Genomic DNA, 20299 nt, shown 5'->3' with positions numbered 1-20299 from the left:
CTAGATGATGCCGGTCTGCCGGAGCGCCGCGATCTCGTCCGCATCGTAGCCGAGTTCGGCGAGGACGACATCGGTGTGCTCGCCGAGCGTCGGCGGGCGGCTTGCGATCTTGCCGGGCGTTTCCGACAGCCGCACCGCGGCGCGGGCGACCGGCGCCTGCTTCGGCAGGCCGGGATAGTCGACGTCCTGCATGAAGCCGGCGGCGCGGATATGCGGATGATCCAGCGCCTGCTGCGGTGAGAGCACGGGGCCGGTCGGGATCATCGCCTGGCCCAGCGTATCGACGGCCTCCTGCGTGGTGCGCTCGGCGCACCAGCGCGCCATCCGCTCGCTGATGATGCGGCCGTTGTTGCCGCGGCTGATGTCATCGGCAAAGCGCGGATCGTTCAGCCACACCTCCTCCTCGCCCATAAGCCGCGCCCAGCGCTTGAACAGCGGATGACCGGTGACCTGGCACAGCACCCAGCCGTCCCTGGTGCGGTAGATGTCGGCGGGAGCCGCGGTCTGGCCGAGATTGCCGGTCGGCACGCGGTTGACGTTGATGACGGCCTGCTCGATCAGCGTGGCATTGGTGAAGGACAAAGCGGTTGCGAGCAGCGCGCCCTCGACGATCTGCCCGCGCCCGGATTTGCCGCGCTCGATCAGCGCGGCAAGCGTGCCGAAGGCGCAGTGCAGCGCGGTGCCGAAATCGACCCAGTTCACCGCGGCCCGGTACGGCGGATCGCCGGTGCCTGTCATGTACACCGATCCCGACATCACCTGGCCGACGCCGTCGAAGCCGACGCGGTCGGACCACGGGCCCGGCCCGCCGAACGCTGTCGCCGTGGTCAGGATGATGTCAGGCTTGATCGCCTTCAGCGAGTCGTAGTCGAGCTTCATCGCGCGCAGGGTCTGCGGCGGCAGGTTGGCGACCACGACGTCAGCGGTCGCGATCAGGCGGCGCATCACCTCCTGGCCTTGCGCCTTCATCGGATCGAGCGTGATGCACTTCTTGTTGCGATTGACCTGGAGGAACAGCGCGCCCTCGCCGCCTTCGCCCACCGGCGCGACGAAACGATCCTCGCTGCCGTCGCGCTTCTCGATGCGGATGACCTCGGCCCCGAACTCGGCCAGTAAGGTGGCGCAATAGGGCCCGGCGATATAGCGCCCGAAATCGAGCACGCGCACGCCCTCCAAGACTCCCCCCATGGATTCCTTCCTTTGATGTTTCGCTCAAATTACAGCGGCCGGCTGTCTCCGCAAGGTACGACATCCGCTGGCCCAGGAATATGAGCCGCGGACATTTCGACGGGCGGAATTGGACCGGACATCCGGCAGTGACGATGTCGGCCAACGCTCTCGCCCGCGAGTGACGCTCCGGCGTCTGCGACCAAACGTCGGAGCCGCGGCACGAGACTTGAAGTCGTCGCGGCCAATCCTAAGTTCGAATGCTGCCGGACCCCGTGTTCGGCGAAACGAAACTCATGCAAAGGATCGAGAAGCCCGCTTGCGTGGACAAAAGTTCGAGGGAAGTCACATGAGAAAGCTTGCTCTTGCAATCGCCGCGGCAGCAACGCTCCTCATCGGAACGGTTGCGCCGGCTTCGGCCCATTGGCGGGGCCATCATCATCACTGGGGAGGACCGGGCATCGGTCCGGCCGTGGCGCTCGGCCTGTTCACCGGAGCACTGGCCGCCGCGGCCGCACCTCCGGTCTATTATGAGCCGGTCTATGGTCCGCCGGGATATTACTACGGGCCCCGATATTATCGGACCGTCCGGTATTATCCGGCGGCATACCCTTACTGGTATCCCTGGTGAGCCAAGCAAAGGCCCGGCCTGCAACCGGGCCTTATCCTGCCTGGCAACCCGATCGCCGAGCGCGGCCCTCCGGGTGCGAGGCGCCTCTCCCCCGAAGCGCGTCGGCATGGCAGGAACCGATAGCAGCAGGAGAAGTTTTGTCGATACGATGCAGGTCCGGACGCCGACCGGGCCCGAGCGAGCGCGCCAAGATGCGCCTCGACGCAGCGCGGCCCGCCTGACACGATCGGATCTGGTCTCCGCATGAACAAGAATGCCCGTTTCAATGTCGGATATGCCATCGCCGCAATTTTCGCGGTCTTCCTGATCCAGTATCTGATCTCGGCGGCGCACCAGATCGCCGTGATCCCCTACAGCGAATATCAGCAATTGCTGCGCCAGGGCAAAGTCGAGACGGTCGGCATTTCCGACCGCACCTTGCAGGGCACGCTGAAGGAGCCTCTGCCCGGCGGCCAGAAGCAATTCGTCACCACACGTGTCGACCAGGACGTCGCCCAGGAGCTGGAGAAACACAACGTACGCTTCACCGGGCAGATCGAGAGCACGTTTCTGCGCGACCTGTTATCGTGGGTCATGCCGGTGCTGCTGTTCCTCGGCGTCTGGTGGTACATCGGCCGCCGCATGGCCGAAGGCGGCGGGATCGGCGGCGGGCTGATGGCGATCGGCAAGAGCAAGGCCAAGGTGTATGTCGAGTCCAACACCGGGGTCACCTTTGCCGACGTGGCGGGGGTGGATGAGGCCAAGGACGAGCTGCGCGAGATCGTCGATTTCCTGAAGAACCCGACCGACTACGGCCGGCTCGGCGGCCGCATGCCGAAAGGTGTGCTGCTGGTGGGCCCGCCGGGTACAGGCAAGACCTTGCTGGCCAAGGCCGTGGCCGGCGAGGCCAGAGTGCCGTTCTTCTCGATCTCCGGCTCGGAGTTCGTCGAGATGTTCGTCGGCGTCGGTGCGGCGCGGGTCCGGGACCTGTTCAAGCAGGCGCACGACAAGGCGCCGGCCATCATCTTCATCGACGAGCTCGACGCGCTCGGCCGCGCCCGCGGCATCGGTCCCTTTGCCGGCGGTCATGACGAGAAGGAGCAAACGCTCAACCAGCTGCTGGTCGAGCTCGACGGCTTCGATTCACGCTCGGGCCTCGTCATCCTCGCCGCCACCAACCGGCCCGAGATCCTCGATCCGGCCCTGCTCCGCGCCGGCCGCTTCGACCGGCAGGTGCTGGTCGACCGGCCCGACAAGAAGGGCCGCATCGAGATCCTCAAGGTGCACATGAAGAAGGTGCGCGTGGCTGACGGCGTCGATGCAGACGCCGTTGCCGCACTCACTCCGGGTTTCACGGGCGCCGATCTCGCCAATCTCGTCAATGAAGCGGCGCTGCTGGCGACCCGCCGCGGTGCCGAGGCGGTGAGCATGAGCGACTTCAACAACGCGGTCGAGCGCATGATCGCAGGGCTGGAAAAGCGCAATCGCCTGCTCAACGCCAGGGAACGCGAGATCGTCGCCTATCACGAGATGGGGCACGCGCTCGTCGCGCTCTCGCTGCCGGGGACCGATCCCGTGCACAAGGTCTCGATCATCCCGCGCGGCGTCGGCGCGCTCGGCTACACCATCCAGCGGCCGATCGAGGACCGATTCCTCATGACCAAGGAGGAGCTGGAGAACAAGATGGCGGTGCTGCTCGGCGGGCGGGCCGCGGAGCTGATCGTGTTCGGGCATTTGTCCACCGGCGCGGCGGACGATCTGCGCCGCGTCACCGACATCGCCCGCAGCATGGTGACGCGTTACGGCATGTCGGAGCGACTGGGGAGCGTCGCCTATGAGCGCGATCCCGGCAACTTCCTTGCCGGCCCTGACCGTCCCTATCCGACGCGCGAGCGCGACTATGCCGAAGAGACCGCCGCCGCGGTCGACCACGAGGTGAAAGCCATCGTCGACGAGGTCTTCCAGCGCACCGAGGGCATCCTGACCACCCGGCGGCCGATCCTGGACCGCGCCGCAAAGAAGCTGCTCGAGAAGGAGACGCTGGAGCAGAACGACATCGATGCGCTGATCCGGGAGATGCCCAAGGAAGGACTGCGGGCAATCTAGGGTCCCCTTCACGCAGCGCGCTTGCGCCTGATCTCGGCAGGGAGTTCGATCATTCGCCTGTCCGGCGGCGAACCGTTCGAGATGAGCGGCGCGGGCGCGCCTTTCGGCGCCTCGATCCTCGTGCCGGGATCGGTATTTCCAGCGTGCCATTCGATCAGGAGATGGCCGGCCACCAACATCAATCCGGCGCAAAACAGCGCAAGGGCCGCGCTCACGAGATCACGATAGTCATCCATCCCACGAACCAAACATGCGTGCAGCCTCATCGGCGCCTGCGTGGACCAAATTGGAATGAAAGCTTCGCGTTTCAAGAGCTGCCTGCAGCGGAGAAGGAATACGGCAATCGCCATCGCCATTTTCAGTCACGACCATTCACGCTGGAACATTCTGGCCATTTCCAAATTCTAGTGGCGCCCACCGGCCTGAAGCGTCTGGGTGCCATGAACGGGCTCAGCGGGGCAGGCTCGCGGTGGTGCACCCATCTTGCTCTGTCGAGGATTTGGACATGAAACCTGCCTGCGCTCGGATCGCGCGGCCTGCCAAACGCGCCGCGCTGCCGACGGCGCCGCTCTCGGCGCTTCACCTGGATTGTCGCATGGATCGGCTACGCGCCCCCGACCGGCGCGAGCGGTGCTCGTGAAGGGAGGGCGCGATGTTGGTTGCCTCATCGCTTCCTGCGCTTCATTCCGAAGCCGGGCTATCCCGCTATCTCAAGGAGATCCATCGGTTTCCGCTGCTCGAGGCGTCGGAAGAAGCCGAATATGCCAGGCGATTGCGCGATTGCGGCGATCGGGACGCCGCCTATCGGCTGGTGACGAGCCATTTGCGGCTCGCGGCCAAGATCGCACTGCAATATCGCCGCTATGGCCTTGGCATCGCCGACCTCATCTCGGAAGCCAATGTCGGGCTGATGCTGGCCGTGAAGCGGTTCGATCCCGAGAAAGGCTTTCGGCTTGCGACCTATGCCGCCTGGTGGATCAAGGCATCGGTTCAGGACTACATCCTGCGATCATGGTCGCTGGTCAAGCTGGGCACCACCGCTGCGCAGAAGAAGCTGTTCTTCAACCTGCGCAAGCTGAAGAACAGGCTCGGCGTACCGGAGGACGGCGATCTTCGGACGGATCAGCTGACCTATATCGCGAGCCATCTCGACGTGAGAGAAGCCAACGTCGTCGAGATGAACGGCCGGCTGCGCGGCGACATCTCACTCAACGTGCCGCTCAGCGTCGAGACGGAGGGCGACCAATGGCAGGACCGGCTGGTGGATCCGTCTCCGGACCCGGAGAGTCTGCTGCTGGAAGCCGCCGATCGTGAACGCACCAAGGCTGCCCTCGCCGATGCACTCGCGGCGCTGTCACCGCGGGAGCGCAGCATCGTCGAGGCGCGGTATCTCGACGAACCGCACCAGACGCTGGACGCGCTCGCCGGCAAGTTCGGCGTCTCGCGCGAGCGCGTCCGCCAGATCGAGCAGCGGGCCTTGCAGCGGATCAAGGCAAACGTGTTCGCGCGTCTCGATGATGCGAGCCTCGTGACGTCACATTAGACGAACGAGAGAGAGAATGCTGCTGCGAGCCGCTCAAGATGCGAACGGCAACGCCTATTTCGCAGTCTCCCTCCTGCCTTCGGCAGGAGACTGGCCGGCGGGTGAAAGGCCGAGGACCATGTCCGAGAACCGTTCGCCCTGCACCAGGACGTGGTCGTGGAGGCGCGTTGCGGCCAATTGCTCGTCGCCGGCGCGGATTGCTTCCAGGATGCCGGCATGCTCCTGCAACGATTGCAGCAGCCGGTTGCGCGCCCGCAGCTGGATGCGGCGATAGGCGCTCAAGCGCTTGTGCAGGGCGAAGGCCTGATCGGCCAGGAAGCTGTTGCGGCTGGCGCGGTAGATCGCTTCGTGGAAGTTGCGGTTGTCGGCGTAATACTGCTCGCTGTCGCCGTTTCGCGCGGCCGTCTCGCAGGCCCGGTGCGCAGCTTCCATCGCCGCATCATTGTCCGGCGTCAGCCGCCGCGCGGCCAGCCGTCCGCAGGCGCTTTCGATCTCCGCCATGGTCTCGAACATCTCGAACAGCCGGGTCGGTGACGGGACGCTGACGATGGCGCCGCGTCGCGGGCGGACATCGATGAAGCCTTCGGCGCCGAGCTGCAGCAGCGCCTCGCGGATGGGCGTCCGCGACACGCCGAATCGCTCCGCCAGCGAGGCTTCGTCCAAGCGATCGCCGGGCTGAAATTCCCCTGCAATCACAGCGTCTTCGATCGACTGCTTCAGTCTGAAGGCCTGGCTCATTGTATACACCCGATCCTGCAATTCCATACCATACGCTTGACAAAACATACAGCATGCAGTTCATATATGAATTGTATGCAAGATTAGAAATAAAAAATGCAATCTGCAACGGGAGGTATGGAATGAGGATTTCAAGACGCCAAGCCTTGGCCCAAACTCTGGCCCTGGGGATCGCGACCCCGGCGCTGCTCCGGTTCGGAGCGGCGCGCGCGGCCACGGCCCTGAAGATCTCGCACCAGTTTCCGGGAGGCACCGCGACCGAGGGCGATTTCCGCGACCGGCTCTGCCGGCGCTTCGCGACGCTGATCCAGGAGCGCAGCAAGGGCGCGATGTCCGCCGAGATCTATCCGGGCTCGTCGCTGATGAAGACCAACGCGCAGGTCTCGGCGATGCGCAAAGGCGCGCTCGACATGAGCCTCATCCCGATCTCCTACGCCGGCGGCGATCTTCCCGAGCTGAACATCGGCCTGATGCCGGGCCTCGTCACCGGCTACGACGAAGGCCTCGGCTGGAAGAACAAGCCGATCGGCCAGGAGTTCACCAAATTCCTCGCCGCCAAGGGCCTCGTCATCGTCACCTGGATCTGGCAGGCCGGCGGCGTCGCCAGCCGTTCGCGCCCGCTGGTCGCGGTCGGCGATGCCAAGGGCATGAAGGTCCGCGGCGGCTCGCGCGAGATGGATCTGGTGCTGCAGGCTGCCGGCGCCTCGGTGCTGTCGCTGCCCTCCAACGAGCTCTATGCGGCGATGCAGACCGGGGCGTGCGATGCCGCTCTCACCTCCTCCACCAGCCTGACCTCGTTCCGTCTGGAGGAGCTCGCCAAGCATCTGACGACGGGCCGGGCCAAGAGCTACTGGTTCATGCTCGAGCCGCTCGTGATGTCGAAGGCGGTGTTCGACCGGCTGTCGAACGAGGAGCGCGACATCATCGTCTCGGTCGGCGCCGAGCTCGAAGCGTTCGGCCGCAATGCTGCGGTGGAGGACGACGTTCGTGTCGCCAAGGTCTACCAGACCGCCGGCGCGACGGTGCACGATCTCGACGACAAGACGGTTCAGGCCTGGCGGGATCTATCGCGCGAGACGGCCTGGAAGGATTACGCGGGCAAGAACGAGAACTGCGCCCGCCTGATCAAGCTCGCCATGGAGGCGGGCTCATGAGCGCGCACGGCATCGATCTCGGCCATTCCACCGCCGTGACGTCGGCGCGACCCGGCTCCCCGGTCGGACGCATCGCGCGCGCGATGACCCTGCTCAACAGGGCGATCGTCGTGCTCTGCTCGATCGCGCTCATCGTCTCGAGCGCAATCCTCAGCTACAGCGTGGCCGCGCGCTACTTCTTCAACGCGGCAACCTATTGGCAGGACGAGGCTGCGGTGTTCCTGCTGGTCGGCGCCACGTTCCTGTCCACCGCGTTCGTACAGGCCGGGCGCGGCCATATCGGCATCGAGGCGCTCACCGGCTACCTCTCGAAGCGCGGCAATGCGATCCGCATGCTCGCGGTCGACGCCGCGAGCCTATCGTTCTGCGCCTTCTTCGCCTGGAAATCCTGGACGCTGTTCCACGAAGCCTGGGTCGACGGACAGGTGTCCGGATCGACCTGGGCCCCGCCGCTGTGGATTCCCTACAGCATGATGTCGCTCGGCATGACGCTGATGACGCTGCAGATCGCGCTTCAGCTGGCCGCGAGCCTCGAGACATGGAGGAGCAAATGAGCACGCTTGCCGTCGGATTGATGTATGGTGGTGCGACCCTCGCCGTCATGGCTTCGGGCATGCCGATCGCGCTGGCGCTCGGCGCGGTCGCCGTCATCTTCATGTACTACTTCATGCCCGCCGCATCGCTCGATACGGTGACGCAGAACGTCTACGAGGAGATGGCCTCGATCACGCTGCTGGCGATCCCGCTCTTCATCCTGAAAGGCGCCGCGATCGGCAAGTCGAAGGCGGGACAGGACCTCTACAGCGCGCTCCATGTCTGGATGGGCCGCATCCCCGGCGGTCTCGGCATTGCCAACGTGTTCGCCTGCGCGCTGTTCGCCGCGATGGCCGGATCGTCTCCGGCCACCTGCTCGGCGATCGGCTCCGCCGGCATTCCCGAGATGCGCAAGCGCGGCTATTCCGGCGGCTTCGCCGCGGGCGTGATCGCCGCCGGCGGCACGCTCGGCATCCTGCTGCCGCCTTCGATCACCATGATCCTGTACGCGGTCGCAGCGGAGCAGTCGCTCGGACGTCTGTTCCTCGCCGGCATCGGGCCTGGCCTGCTGCTGGTGCTGCTGTTTGCGACCTATGCGGTGCTGAGGTTCAAGGCCGAGTACAAGGCGGCGCAGCGCGCCTATGCCGCCGATCCGGCACAGCATCCGATCCTGTCGAACGAGCGCTTCACCATGGCGATGCGCTTCGGCGCGCTGCCGCGCGTGCTGCCCTTCGTCGTGCTGCTCAGCGGCGTCATGATCGCGCTCTATGGCGGCTATGCGACGCCGTCGGAAACCGCCGGCCTCGGCGGCATCCTGGCGCTGGTCCTGATCGCCTCGATCTACGGCGTGTGGCGGCCGCGGGATCTCGGCCCGATCCTGGAATCGACGCTGAAGGAATCGACCATGCTGATGCTGATCATCGGCATGTCGCTGCTCTACTCCTACGTCATGAGCTATCTCCACATCAGCCAGGGCGCGGCGCAGGCGATCGTGGCGATGCATCTGTCACCATGGGTGCTGCTGGGCGCGATCCTGGTGCTGGTGGTCGTGCTCGGCTTCTTCCTGCCGCCGGTCTCGATCATCCTGATGACCGCGCCGATCATCCTGCCGCCGCTCAAGGACGCCGGCTTCGACCTGATCTGGTTCGGCGTGGTGATGACGATCGTGATGGAGATGGGCCTCATCCACCCGCCGGTCGGGCTCAACATCTTCGTCATCAGGAATATCGCGCCCGACATTCCCCTGAGGGACGTGATCTGGGGCACGCTGCCCTTCGTCGTGCTGATGGCGTTCGCGGTGGTCCTGCTCTGCCTGGTCCCTTCGATCTCCACCTTTCTGCCCAATCTGGTGATGGGCGCCCCGACGCGTTAACCGAGGAGGCATGAACCATGCTGAGCGACATCCGATCCGGACGCATCGCGGCGCCCGAATTCCTGCAAGGGCTGATCGACACGCTGACACAACGCGGCCGCGCGGTTCTCGGCATCAAGCCGGATCGCGAGGCGAGCGAGGATCGCGACCTCGCGCTTCTGGGCGAGGCGCTGCTGTCGCGTCGCGGCGAAGCCTCCGGCGTTGCGATCGCGCAATCGCTGCTTGCCGCGTTCGAAGCCGCGGCCGAGCCGCAGCGGCTCAAATTTCTATCCTCCCTCGCCGACCGGTTCGGGCCCGACCGCCGCGCCATCGAGCTCGCGATCGCCGCCTACCAGCGCAAGGAGGGTGGCGACGGCAGCAAGCTCGAGGCGCTCCATGCCGCCGCGGAGCCACGCCGGCAGGAGCTGATCCGGCGACTCAACCTCGCGCCGGGCGGAACGGCCTCGCTGGTGCGGATGCGCGAGGTGCTGCTCGCGCTGCTGCGCGAGCATCCCGAGCTGCAGGCCGTCGACGACGACTTCGTCCATCTGTTCTCGTCCTGGTTCAACCGGGGGTTCCTCGTGCTGCGACCGATCGACTGGACCACCTCGGCCAACATCCTCGAAAAGATCATCAGGTATGAAGCCGTCCACGCCATCCAGGACTGGGACGATTTGCGCAACCGGCTCGAGCCGCCGGACCGCCGCTGCTACGCGTTCTTCCATCCGCAGCTGGTGGACGAGCCGCTGATCTTCGTCGAGGTCGCGCTCACACGCGAGATTCCCGGCGCGATCGGACCGCTGTTGGACAAGTCGCGCCAGGCGATTGCCGCGCACGAGGCGACCACCGCCGTGTTCTACTCGATCTCGAACACGCAAAAGGGCCTCGCCGGCGTCTCGTTCGGCAACTTCCTGATCAAGCAGGTGGTGCAGGATCTCGCCCGCGAGCTGCCGAACCTGAAGACCTTCGTCACCCTGTCGCCCGTGCCCGGCTTTGCCGGCTGGGCGAGGCGCGAGCTCAAGAGCGAGGCATCGGCTGCGATCGACGACGATACGCGCCGAGCGATGGCCGCGATCGAGGACGGCGGCGATATTGCGCAGGCGAAAGAGGCCATCACCGCGCTTGCCGCCTATTACTTCCTGAAGGCGAAACTGCCGTCGGGCAAGCCGGTGGATCCGGTCGCCCGCTTCCACCTCGGCAACGGCGCACGCCTGGAACGACTGAATTTCCTCGGCGACGCCTCCGCCAAGGGCATGAAGCAGTCCTACGGGCTGATGGTGAACTATCTCTACGCGCTCGAGCACATCGAGGCGAACCACGAGGCCTTTGCGGAAGCCGGGACCGTCGTCGCTTCCGACAACGTGAAGAAGGCGCTTCGCGCGAAACTGTCGTCGCGCGACCTCGTTCCCAGTCCTCACACCAACTCGCAACGGAAGATCTCGTCATGAGCTCGAACCTGTACGACCGCCTGCTCGCCGGCGCGGAGTCCGACCAGTCCATCTGCATCGAGAAGGACGACGGCACGGCGTTGAGCTATGCCGAACTCGCCGCCCTCAGCGGCAGGTTCGCGAACTTCCTCGCCAGCATCGGCATCGGCCCGAACCACCGCGTCGCGGCCAAGGTGGAGAAATCCGTCGAGGCCGTCGCGCTCTATCTTGCAACGCTGCGCGCAGGCGCGGTCTATCTGCCGCTCAACACCGCCTATACGCCGGCCGAGACCGAGTACTTCATCCGCGACGCGCAGCCGACATTGATCGTGTGCGATCCCAGGGAAGAGGCCGATTTGCGCGTCATCGCCGCCAAGGCAGGCGGCCGGGTCGAGACGCTCGATCAGCGCGGCAAGGGTTCGCTCGTCCAGGCCGCGGCGGACTTCCCGGCGCGATTTGACACCCTCGCCAGGACGAACGACGATCTCGCCGCCATCCTCTACACGTCGGGCACGACCGGCCGCTCGAAGGGAGCCATGCTGACGCACGGCAACCTGTCTTCGAACGCGCTGACGCTCGTAAAGGAGTGGCGCTATTCGAGCAAGGACGTGCTGATCCATGCCCTGCCGATCTATCACGTTCACGGGCTCTTCGTGGCCTGCAACGTCTCCTTCGCCGCCCGCGCGCGCATCCTGTTCATGCAGAAGTTCGACGCCGAACGCATCCTGGCGACGATGACGCGCAGCACGGTTCTGATGGGCGTGCCGACCTTCTATGTCCGCCTGCTCGAGTGCCCTGACCTGAACGAGCGAAGCACCGCCAACATGAGGCTGTTCGTCGCCGGCTCGGCGCCGCTTCTGGCCGAGACACATCGGGCCTGGAAGGCGCGGACCGGGCATGCGATCCTGGAACGCTACGGCATGACCGAGACCGGGATGATCACCTCCAATCCCTATGAGGGGCCCCGCATTGCCGGCTCGGTCGGCCGGCCGCTTCCCGCCGTCGAGGTTCGCGTCACCGATCCGGAGACCGGCGCAATGCTCCCGGTCGGCGACGTCGGCATGATCGAGGTGAAGGGGCCCAACGTGTTCGCGGGCTACTGGAACATGCCGGACAAGACCGCGGCCGAATTCCGCGCCGACGGCTTCTTCATCACGGGAGATCTCGGCAAGCTCGATGCGGACGGCTACCTGCACATCGTCGGGCGCGGCAAGGACCTCATCATCACCGGCGGGTTCAACGTGTACCCCAAGGAGATCGAGACCGAGATCGACGCGATTCCGGGCGTGTCCGAGAGCGCGGTCGTCGGCGTGCCGCACGCCGATTTTGGCGAGGGGGTCACTGCGGCGGTGGTTCGCGCGCCGGGCTCGTCGGTCGACGAGCGCGCCATTCTCGCCGCGCTGTCGGGACGCTTGGCGAAATTCAAGCAGCCGAAGCGGGTCGTGTTCGTCGACGGCCTGCCGCGCAACGCGATGGGAAAGGTCCAGAAGAACGTCCTGCGCGAACGCTTTGCCGATCTCTATTCCGGCCGGGCGTAGCATGCTTTAAGATGCACGCGTTCGTCCCCCAGCGAGAAGTGCACACCCATGCCGCAACAATTCGACCGATCCGCAGAAGATCTCGGCAACGCCATCCATTTCGAGCACGTCAACATCCAGGTCCCGGACCAGCGCCTCGCCACGCTGTTCTACGTCGCCGGGCTCGGACTCACCCGCGACCCCTACCTGATGGTGTCCGACACCAACATGTGGATCAACGCCGGGCGGAGCCAGTTTCATCTGCCGAGCGGCCGGCCGCAGGTGCTGCGCGGGCACGTTGGCCTCGTCATCGAAGGCCGCGAGGCGCTGCTGGCGCGGCTCGGGGCGGTCGCAAAGAAGCTCGAGGGCACGGCGTTCGCATTCAGGGAGCACAACGACCATGTCGAGGCAGTTTGCCCCTGGGGTAACCGCGTGCGCTGCTACGAGCCCGACGCCGCGCGGTTCGGCCGGATCGCGCTCGGCATTCCCTATGTCGAGTTCGACGTGCCCAAGGGAACGGCGGCCGGCATCTGCGCCTTCTATCCCGAGATCATGGGCATGCCCGCGAGCCTGCGGAACGGCGAGGCCGCTGTTGCCGCCGTGACGACGGGCCGCAACCAGCATCTGCTGTTCCGCGAGACCGACCGGCCGCTGGGCGACTATGACGGTCACCATGTGCAGATGTACATCACCGACTTCTCCGGTCCCTACCGCAAGCTGCTTGCGCGCAAGCTGATCTCCCGCGAGGACAATCAATACCAGTACCGGTTCTGCGACATCGTCGACCTCGACAGCGGCAAGCCGCTGTTCACGGTCGAGCACGAGGTGCGCTCAGCGACCCACCCGATGTTCATGCGGCCGATGGTCAACCGCAATCCGGCGCTCAACAACCGCAATTACGCGTTCGGCCACGACGAGTCGTCCTGGGCGATGGGGCCGGACCAGTACGAGGCGTAATCCTCACGGCGCGCTTGCGCGCGTCTGCCTACGGCAGATTGTCCCGCAGGAAGATGTCGATGCGGATACGCTCCTGGTCGGGGCTGATCGGCTCGCCCGAACAATGCGCGAGCAGGACTCGCGCCGCAGACCGCGCCTCATGGCCGGCATCCTGGTTGATGACGGCGTCGAGCGTGCCGCGCACCAGGAACCGTCTGGTGTGCTCGGTCAGCTCATGTGTGATCCAGACCACCTCGCGCGCGCGGCCCGAAGCCTCGAGCGCATCGGCGATGCCGCGGTTGCCGGCGCCACAGCAATAGATGCCGCGGAGATCGGCATGGCGCGCGAGCAGCGCGGCCGTGAGGTCCCGCGTGCGGTCGCTGTCGTCGCGCCCCTCGATGACGGGGAGTGCGGACAGGTTCGCATACTCACTCGACAGGATCTGGTGGAAGCCGAACTGCCGTTCGGTGTGATCGCGCAGCGACAACGATCCCGCAATCACGGCGACGGTGCCCTCGCGCCCGGCAAGGAAGCGCCCCATCAGCGTGGCGGCGGTGCGGCCCGCGGCCGGATTGTCGATCCCGACATAGTGCACCCGGGACGAGCTCGGCGCGTCCGACACCAAGGTCACCACCGCGACCCCGCGCGCGACGAGCTCGTCGATCGCGGCGCGAACCCTGGGATGATCGAGCGCGATGACGGCGACACCCTGATAGGCCGGCGAGAGGTTCTCCAGCGCACCGGCAAGGACATCGGGGTCGAACACGTCGACATGGTGGATGTCGATGAAGCCGCGATGGCCGGCGAGCCAGCCCGCGGTGCGCGCGACCTGCTCGCTGAGATTGGTCATGAAGCTGTTGCTACCGGTCGGCAGCACGAAAGCAAAGCGGAAGGTCTGCCCGCGGGCGAGCCGCGCCGCGGCAACATCGGCGCGATAGCCGAGCTTTGCCACCGCGGCCTCGACACGCGCGACGGTCTTGGCACGAACACCCTCGCGCCGGTTGACGACGCGATCGACGGTGGCGAGCGAAACGCCCGCCGCGCGCGCGACGTCCTCGAGCGTGGCTCGAAGCACCGGCTGGGTCGCGCCTTCAGTCATTCGCGCGCGGCCCACAGCATGCCGCGGGTCATCAACGTCCGAATCTCCGGCACGTCGAGCTCGTAGGCGCGGTGGCCCAGCGAGGAGTAGAACACCCTCCCCGCGCCATAACGCTTCTTCCACACCACCGGCATCACCACGCCCTCGATCCAGGGCGCGTGCTCACCGGTGAAAGTCGTCGTTGCCAACACCTCGTTGGCGGGATCGACATGCATGTAATACTGCTCGGAACGATGCTCGAAGCTTTTCAGGCCGTTCATGATGGGATCGTCGGGCTTGGTCACGTCGACCTTGTAATCGATGATGTTGCCGGGATGCGCAACCCATTGCCCGCCACACAGGAACTGGTAGTCCACAGAATCGCGGAAGGCATCGCACATGCCGCCATGATGGCCGGCGAGCCCGACCCCGCTGCGCACCGCAGCGCAAAGATTCAGCGCATCCGCCTTTTCGATCTTGGACATGGTGTAGATCGGGATGATCAACGAGAGATCATGGATTTTGGGATCGCCGAATGCCTCGGTCGTGGTTTCGATCCGGACCTCGAAACCTTCCGCCTTCAGCCAGCCGCGGATCATCGAAGCGCAGAGATCGGGATCGTGTCCCGGCCAGCCACCCCATACAATCATTGCCTTGCGCATGGTCATTCCCTCAATCGATCTGTCCGGTTTCACGTCCGGCCGGCAGCATCGCCGGCCGCTCGACGCGGCTCTCGATCTTGACGCGGCGGCCCTCGTCGGCGGATGTCTGGAACGCCTCCATCACCTCCAGCACGTGGAAGGCGAGCGCGCCGCTTGCGCGATGCGGCCTGTCGTTCAGGATCGCGCCAGCCATGTCGGCGACGCCGATCGAGCGGAACTCGCCCTCGACGTGACCGTGCGTCAGCGGCATCACCTCCCATTCGCCGCCGGTCTTTGCCACCTGCACCTCGCCGCCGAAGCGATTTGGATCGGGCACCAGCATGCTGCCTTTGTCGCCGTAGATCTCGATCGGCGCATGCCGATGTTTCGGCACGTCGAAGCTCATCGTGATCGACACCACTGCGCCGCTCTCGAATTCCAGCGTCCCGGCGACATGGGTCGCGACCTCGACCGGAATCAGCGCGCCGTTCATCGGCTGGCTGGTAACGAGGCGCTCGGTCTTCGGACGCGCGGTCGAGCCCATCACGCTGGCGACCGGACCGAGCAATTGCACGAGATCGGTGATGTAATACGGCCCCATGTCGAGCATCGATCCGCCGCCGCGCAGGTAGTAGAAGCCGGGCGCCGGATGCCAGCGCTCGTGGCCGGGACAGCCGAAGAAGGCACTGCCCGCGACGGGCGTGCCGATCGCGCCCTCGTCGATCAGCTTGCGCGCGGTCTGATGGCCGCCGCCAAGGAACGTATCGGGCGCGCAGCCGACGCGCAGGTTCTTCTGTGCGGCGAGCTCCATGACCTTGCGCGCTTCCGCGACATTGATGCCGAGCGGCTTCTCCGAATGAACGTGCTTGCCGGCGTTCAGCACCGCCAGGCTGACGTCGGTGTGGGCGAGCGGCACCGTGAGATTGACGACGATTTCGATATCATCGCGCTTCAACAATTGGTCGACCCGCATTCCCGGCAAGCCGAATGCCGCGCCCTGGCGCTCGGCAACCTCGCTGCGCATGTCGGCGAGCGCCCTGAACTCCATGACCGGAAAGCGCTGGGCCGCCTTGAGGTAGGCGGTGCTGATCACCCCGCAGCCTATGATTCCGACGCCGACTTTTCTCATTATGATCTCCCCAGATGGCTCATCCCTTGACCGCGCCTGCGGTGAGGCCGGCCACGATGTGCTTCTGCGCCAGCAGGAACAGAATGATCGTGGGCAGGATGGTGAGCGTGATGAAGGCCAGGATCAGGTGCCATTCGGACGAGTATTCGCCCTGGTAGACCATGATGCCGAGCGGCCAGGGATACAGCGCATCGGTGTTCAGCATCACCAGCGGCAGCAGATAGGCGTTCCAGCTGTTGACGAAGGTGATGGTGCCGACGGTCGCCAGGATCGGACGCGACAAGGGCAAGGTGACATAGCGGAAGAACTTGATGTAGCTGCAGCCGTCGACCAGCGCGGCCTCGAGCAGCTCGTATGGAATGTCCTTGAAGAAGCGGCGCAGCAGCAGCACGCTCATGGCGAGGCTGAACGCCACCTGCGGCAGCGCGACGCCGAAATAAGTGTCGAGCAGGCCGAGATCCCGCACCTTGATGAACAGAGGCAGCACGGCGGTCGCAGCGGGAAACAGCAGGCCCAGCGTCAGATAGCTGAGCAGCATCGATGAGCCGAAGAATCTGACATGAGCGAAGGTGAACGCGGCCATCGAAGCCGTGATCAGGGTCAGCGTCACCGCCAGCGTCGAGATAACAAGCGAATTGCGCAGGAGCTGCCAGTAGCGCGCCGAGAACAGGATGTCGGCGTAGTTCTGCCACTCCCAATGCCGGGGCAGGCCGAACGGATTGACGCGAAGCTCGCCGAGCGACTTGAAGCCGCCGAGCAGGGTCGCGAGCAGCGGCACCAGGACGAAGATCGCGATCAGGCCGAGGAACAGCGCCTTGAACAGCACGGCGGGATCGAACGCGCTTCTGGCCCCGTCATTACTCATCGCGCATGAACCATCGCTTGTAGGTGAAGGCAAAGGTCACGCAGATCGCGAACAGGATGACGCCGATGGCGCTGCCATAGCCGACCCGCATGCGCGAGATGCCGTTGTTGTAGAGAAAGCTCACCATCGTGTTCGAGGAGTCGGCCGGTCCTCCGCGCGTCAGCGGCATGACGAGATCGAACAGCTGCAGCGAGCCGATGATGGCGAAGAACACCGACAGGCGGATCGTGGGATAGAGCAAGGGGATCACGACGTGGCGCAGCGTCTGCGTCCGCGTCGCGCCGTCGATACGGGCGGCCTCGACCAGGCTCTTGTCGAGGCTTTGCAGCGCGGCGATGAACAGCATCATGTGGAAGCCGAAATACTTCCAGACCACCACGATCAGCACCGCCAGCATCGCGGTGTCGGTCGAGGCCAAGAGATGCGGAGGCTCGGCGCCGAAGGCGCGCCAGATCGAGGCGACGAGGCCGTAGTCGCCGTCATAAACGAAGCTGAAGATCAGCCCGGTCGCGATCTCGGCGAGGATATAGGGCATGAAGAACAGCATGCGCAGCGCCACGGCGCCGCGAAAGCGCTCCGCCAGCATGAGGGCCAGCGTGAGCGCAAGCGGCAGCTGGACGGCGAGCGAAACGGCGATGATCAGCCCGTTGTTGCGCAGCGCGAGCCAGAAGGCCCGCGTCTCCAGCACGAAGCGGTAATTGTCGAAGCCGATCCAGTTCGTCGGCCTGCCGAAGCCGTTCCAGTTGAAGGCCGAGTACCAGGCGGCCTCGCCGATCGGCAGCACCACGAACAGCGTGAACAGCAGCAGCGCGGGCGGCAGGAACAGGATCAGGACCGTGAAGCGGCCATCCCAGCCGGGGCCACGAACCGCGACCTGAGGAGCCGCCTCGCCGGCAACGCCGATCGGCGAGGACATCGCGATCCGTCGCGCCACCGTCAGTTACCTTGCTTGTACGCCGCTTCGATGGCTTTCGCAGCGTCCTGCGGGCTCATGCTGCCGCCGGCGATCTCAGCCGTGACGTCGTTGACGACGCGGCCGACCGACGGGCCGAGGCTCTGGTCGTAGAAGTTCTGATGATAGTTGGACTTCGCCAGGTTGGCCGCGATCTGCTTCATGAAGGTGCTGTTGAGGCCGGCCTCGCCGCCCTTGACGACGGGAACGATGAAGTTGCCGGCCGCGAGCCGCGCCTGCACGTCCTTGGAGATGAAGAATTTCAGGAAGTCGGTGGCTTCCTTGGGCGCTCCCTTGGTGATCAACCAGCCGGTGATGCCGCCGAGCGTGTCTGACGGCTCACCCTTGCCGCCGGGTACGACCGGAAAATCGAACCAGCCAAGCTTGTCGTCGCTGAGACCGACCTTGTCGGCGGCGAGTGCGCGCTGGGTGTGATAGAAGGACGAGATGGCCAGGATCATCGCGGCCTTTCCATCACCGAAATAGCCGACGGCCTGCGGGTTCTTGAAGCCGAGGAAGCCGTTCTGGAACGGCTGCAGATCGACCAGCTGCTTGAACAGTTCGCCGGATTTCTGGAAGGTCTCCCCCGCGAAGCCGCCATTCTCACCCTTCAGCGCTGCATCGAAGGCCGGCTTGCCGCCGACGCGCACTGCGAGATGTGTCCAGTAGAAATGCAGCGGCCATTTGTCGGCACCGCCGACCACGATCGGCGTAACACCCGCGGCCTTCAGCGTTTTCACCGCGCCGAGCAGATCGTCCCATGTCTTGATCTTGCTTGCATCGACATTGCCCTTGGCCATCAAATCCTTGTTGTAGAGGAAGCCGACCTACGAGAGCGCGGTCGGCAGGCCATAGACCTTGCCGTTGCTGGTGAAGGCGGCGAGTGCTGCCGGTGCGATCGTGTCGCTGTAGCCGCCGCTCTTCACAGTATCGGTGATGTCTTCCAGGACGCCGGCCTCGATCTGGGTCTTCAGCACTCCGCCGGCCCAGCTATAGATGATGTGCGGCCGGTCCTTCGATTGCAGGATGGTCGGCAGCTTGGCCTTGTAGGCCTCGTTCTCGAGGAACTGCATCTCGACCTTCACACCGGGGTGCGACGCCTCATAGCTGCGCGCGACCTCCTCCCAGATCTTCACCTGGGCCGGGTTGACCTCGATGTGCAGCCATTTGACCGTGGTGTCGGCTGACGCGGAACTGGCCCAAAGCAGGCATGCGACAGCAGCGAGTCCCAGTTTCCCGAGCGATCTCATCACATCCTCCCAACCGACTGTTATTCTTTGACGCAATCCTGCCCTCAATTTTTGAGGTACGCAACACAAAATCTGATCTATGCACCTCACCAGCGGAATGGCTAAGGTTCAAAAAAGAGTCGGTCGCGGCCCGCCGCGCCGGCCGCAACAAAACGAGGTGCCCAATGGCCGCCATCTATTCCGACCTCGCTGGCAAGGTCGTGCTCGTCACCGGTGGCGCAGCCGGAATCGGCGCTGCGATCGTGCGCCGTTTTGCGGACCAGAAATCCAAGGTGGTGTTCTTCGACATCAAGATCGACGAGGGACAGCGCCTGGCACGTGAGCTGTCCGACCAGGGACTGGCCGCGCATTTCCAGCACGTCGATCTCACCGACATCGGCGCGCTGCGTGCCGGCGTCGTCGCGGCACGCAAGGCTCATGGCCCGATCAACATCCTGATCAACAACGCCGCGCATGACGAGCGGCACAACACCGAGGAGATGACGCCGGACTATTGGGACGACCGCATCGCGGTGAATCTGAAGCACCAGTTCTTTGCATCGCAGGCCGTGTTGCCGGACATGAAGGCGGCCAATGCCGGCGCGATCATCAATTTCGGCTCGGTGTCGTGGATCGCAGGACAAGGCGGCATGGCCGCCTACACCGCCAGCAAGTCAGGCGTGATCGGGTTGACGCGCTCGCTGGCGCGCGACTATGGCCCCTACAACATCCGCGTCAATGCGATCGCGCCGGGCTGGATCATGACCGAGCGGCAGCTCGAGAAATGGATGACGCCGGCCGGCGAGATCGAGCTGCAGCAGCGACAATGCCTGAAGCGCAGGCTCATGCCGGACGAAGTTGCGAAGTTCACCGTCTTCCTCGCCTCCGACGAGGCCTCCGCCTGCACCGCCCAGCATTACATCGTCGACGGCGGCTGGGTCTGAGATGTCGCGCGAGGCCGGCCGATGCCCTCGCTCAACGTCTTGCCGCTGGCGACATTGACGAAGTGCAGCGAAGCGCAAGCTGGACAGCGGACGGGGACGTGCGTGTCCGCGGCGTCGGAGGCTGTGCCGGGAAGCCAGTGCTGCACGTTCATGCCCGTGCGGGGGCACTTGAAGATGACGTTGCGCTCCATCCCGTAAATATGCGCGCGGCGCGGCGGCCTTGAAATTGCGGGCCAATACTTAGGCAAATGTCCTGAACGGAGTCACGCGGGAAGCGGCCAAGATCTCGCGCAGCGCTTGTGGGCAAGTTGCCAATCGAGAGCATCCGCGGCCTTGAGCTGGATCAAGACAGGTTTGTGACACGGACTATAGCCTTGT

Annotated in this window: 18 protein-coding genes and 1 pseudogene; 10 read left to right on the top strand and 9 right to left on the bottom strand. The window is 65.0% G+C overall.

Annotation, left to right across the window (positions count from 1 at the left end):
* Positions 1–1188 (bottom strand): CaiB/BaiF CoA transferase family protein, encoded by a 1188-nt coding sequence (locus AB7M16_RS30390; protein ID WP_453946145.1) that lies wholly within the window; start codon positions 1186–1188, stop codon positions 1–3.
* Positions 1189–1516: 328 nt separating this feature from the next.
* On the opposite strand from AB7M16_RS30390, the gene AB7M16_RS30385 reads away from it, so the two are divergent.
* A complete protein-coding gene (locus AB7M16_RS30385) occupies positions 1517–1798 on the top strand; it encodes a hypothetical protein (protein WP_453946144.1) in 282 nt (93 codons plus the stop codon).
* Positions 1799–2041: 243 nt separating this feature from the next.
* Positions 2042–3883, top strand: coding sequence for an ATP-dependent zinc metalloprotease FtsH (ftsH, locus tag AB7M16_RS30380; RefSeq protein ID WP_453946142.1), 1842 nt, complete (start codon positions 2042–2044; stop codon positions 3881–3883).
* Between the two features lie 8 nt (positions 3884–3891).
* On the opposite strand, the gene AB7M16_RS30375 is transcribed toward ftsH, so the two are convergent.
* Positions 3892–4239 carry a hypothetical protein gene (locus tag AB7M16_RS30375; protein ID WP_453946140.1) on the bottom strand — a complete coding sequence of 116 codons (348 nt, stop codon included), beginning with the start codon at positions 4237–4239 and terminating at the stop codon, positions 3892–3894.
* A 296-nt stretch (positions 4240–4535) separates the two neighbouring features.
* Here AB7M16_RS30375 and rpoH point away from each other — a divergent pair, with 296 nt between their 5' ends.
* A complete protein-coding gene (rpoH, locus tag AB7M16_RS30370) occupies positions 4536–5426 on the top strand; it encodes an RNA polymerase sigma factor RpoH (protein ID WP_453946138.1) in 891 nt (296 codons plus the stop codon).
* A 54-nt stretch (positions 5427–5480) separates the two neighbouring features.
* Here rpoH and AB7M16_RS30365 read toward each other — a convergent pair whose 3' ends face one another.
* Complete coding sequence (locus AB7M16_RS30365) at positions 5481–6164, bottom strand: FCD domain-containing protein (RefSeq protein ID WP_439363920.1); 684 nt, start codon at positions 6162–6164, stop codon at positions 5481–5483.
* Positions 6165–6286: 122 nt separating this feature from the next.
* Between AB7M16_RS30365 and dctP the strand changes: the two genes are divergently transcribed.
* Genes dctP through AB7M16_RS30335 form a run of 6 tightly spaced genes read left to right on the top strand, consistent with a single transcriptional unit; the run spans position 6287 to position 13104 of the window.
* Positions 6287–7318, top strand: coding sequence for a TRAP transporter substrate-binding protein DctP (gene dctP, locus AB7M16_RS30360; protein ID WP_453946136.1), 1032 nt, complete (start codon positions 6287–6289; stop codon positions 7316–7318).
* Complete coding sequence (locus tag AB7M16_RS30355) at positions 7315–7872, top strand: TRAP transporter small permease (protein WP_212254699.1); 558 nt, start codon at positions 7315–7317, stop codon at positions 7870–7872. The genes dctP and AB7M16_RS30355 overlap by 4 nt, the downstream gene beginning before the upstream one ends.
* A complete protein-coding gene (locus tag AB7M16_RS30350) occupies positions 7869–9224 on the top strand; it encodes a TRAP transporter large permease (protein ID WP_212254698.1) in 1356 nt (451 codons plus the stop codon). The genes AB7M16_RS30355 and AB7M16_RS30350 overlap by 4 nt, the downstream gene beginning before the upstream one ends.
* Positions 9225–9241: 17 nt before the next feature.
* A complete protein-coding gene (locus tag AB7M16_RS30345; protein WP_212254697.1) occupies positions 9242–10651 on the top strand; it encodes a malonyl-CoA decarboxylase in 1410 nt (469 codons plus the stop codon).
* On the top strand, positions 10648–12168 hold the full coding sequence (locus AB7M16_RS30340) for a malonate--CoA ligase (protein WP_453946133.1): 1521 nt from the start codon (positions 10648–10650) through the stop codon (positions 12166–12168). Before AB7M16_RS30345 ends, AB7M16_RS30340 begins: the two co-directional genes overlap by 4 nt.
* Positions 12169–12216: 48 nt before the next feature.
* Complete coding sequence (locus tag AB7M16_RS30335; RefSeq protein WP_453946131.1) at positions 12217–13104, top strand: VOC family protein; 888 nt, start codon at positions 12217–12219, stop codon at positions 13102–13104.
* 28 nt (positions 13105–13132) lie between these two features.
* On the opposite strand, the gene AB7M16_RS30330 is transcribed toward AB7M16_RS30335, so the two are convergent.
* From AB7M16_RS30330 to AB7M16_RS30305, 6 genes and pseudogenes are all read right to left on the bottom strand, one after another.
* On the bottom strand, positions 13133–14182 hold the full coding sequence (locus AB7M16_RS30330) for a LacI family DNA-binding transcriptional regulator (protein ID WP_172783845.1): 1050 nt from the start codon (positions 14180–14182) through the stop codon (positions 13133–13135).
* Positions 14179–14823, bottom strand: coding sequence for a ThuA domain-containing protein (locus AB7M16_RS30325; protein WP_172783844.1), 645 nt, complete (start codon positions 14821–14823; stop codon positions 14179–14181). The genes AB7M16_RS30330 and AB7M16_RS30325 overlap by 4 nt, the downstream gene beginning before the upstream one ends.
* 10 nt (positions 14824–14833) lie before the next feature.
* A complete protein-coding gene (locus AB7M16_RS30320; RefSeq protein ID WP_453946128.1) occupies positions 14834–15931 on the bottom strand; it encodes a Gfo/Idh/MocA family protein in 1098 nt (365 codons plus the stop codon).
* Positions 15932–15950: 19 nt separating this feature from the next.
* Positions 15951–16796, bottom strand: coding sequence for a carbohydrate ABC transporter permease (locus AB7M16_RS30315; RefSeq protein WP_453946127.1), 846 nt, complete (start codon positions 16794–16796; stop codon positions 15951–15953).
* Positions 16789–17730: an ABC transporter permease subunit gene (locus AB7M16_RS30310; RefSeq protein WP_439401052.1), complete on the bottom strand. Its 942-nt coding sequence runs from the start codon at positions 17728–17730 to the stop codon at positions 16789–16791. Before AB7M16_RS30310 ends, AB7M16_RS30315 begins: the two co-directional genes overlap by 8 nt.
* A 2-nt stretch (positions 17731–17732) precedes the next feature.
* A pseudogene (locus AB7M16_RS30305) lies at positions 17733–18998 on the bottom strand (extracellular solute-binding protein).
* Between the two features lie 164 nt (positions 18999–19162).
* Here AB7M16_RS30305 and AB7M16_RS30300 point away from each other — a divergent pair.
* Complete coding sequence (locus tag AB7M16_RS30300) at positions 19163–19921, top strand: SDR family NAD(P)-dependent oxidoreductase (protein ID WP_453946125.1); 759 nt, start codon at positions 19163–19165, stop codon at positions 19919–19921.
* Positions 19922–20299 lie beyond the last annotated feature (378 nt).

Source organism: Bradyrhizobium sp. USDA 372 (assembly GCF_053629095.1).
Note: the sequence above shows the minus strand (reverse complement) of the source record. Positions and strands in the feature narration are given on the sequence as shown.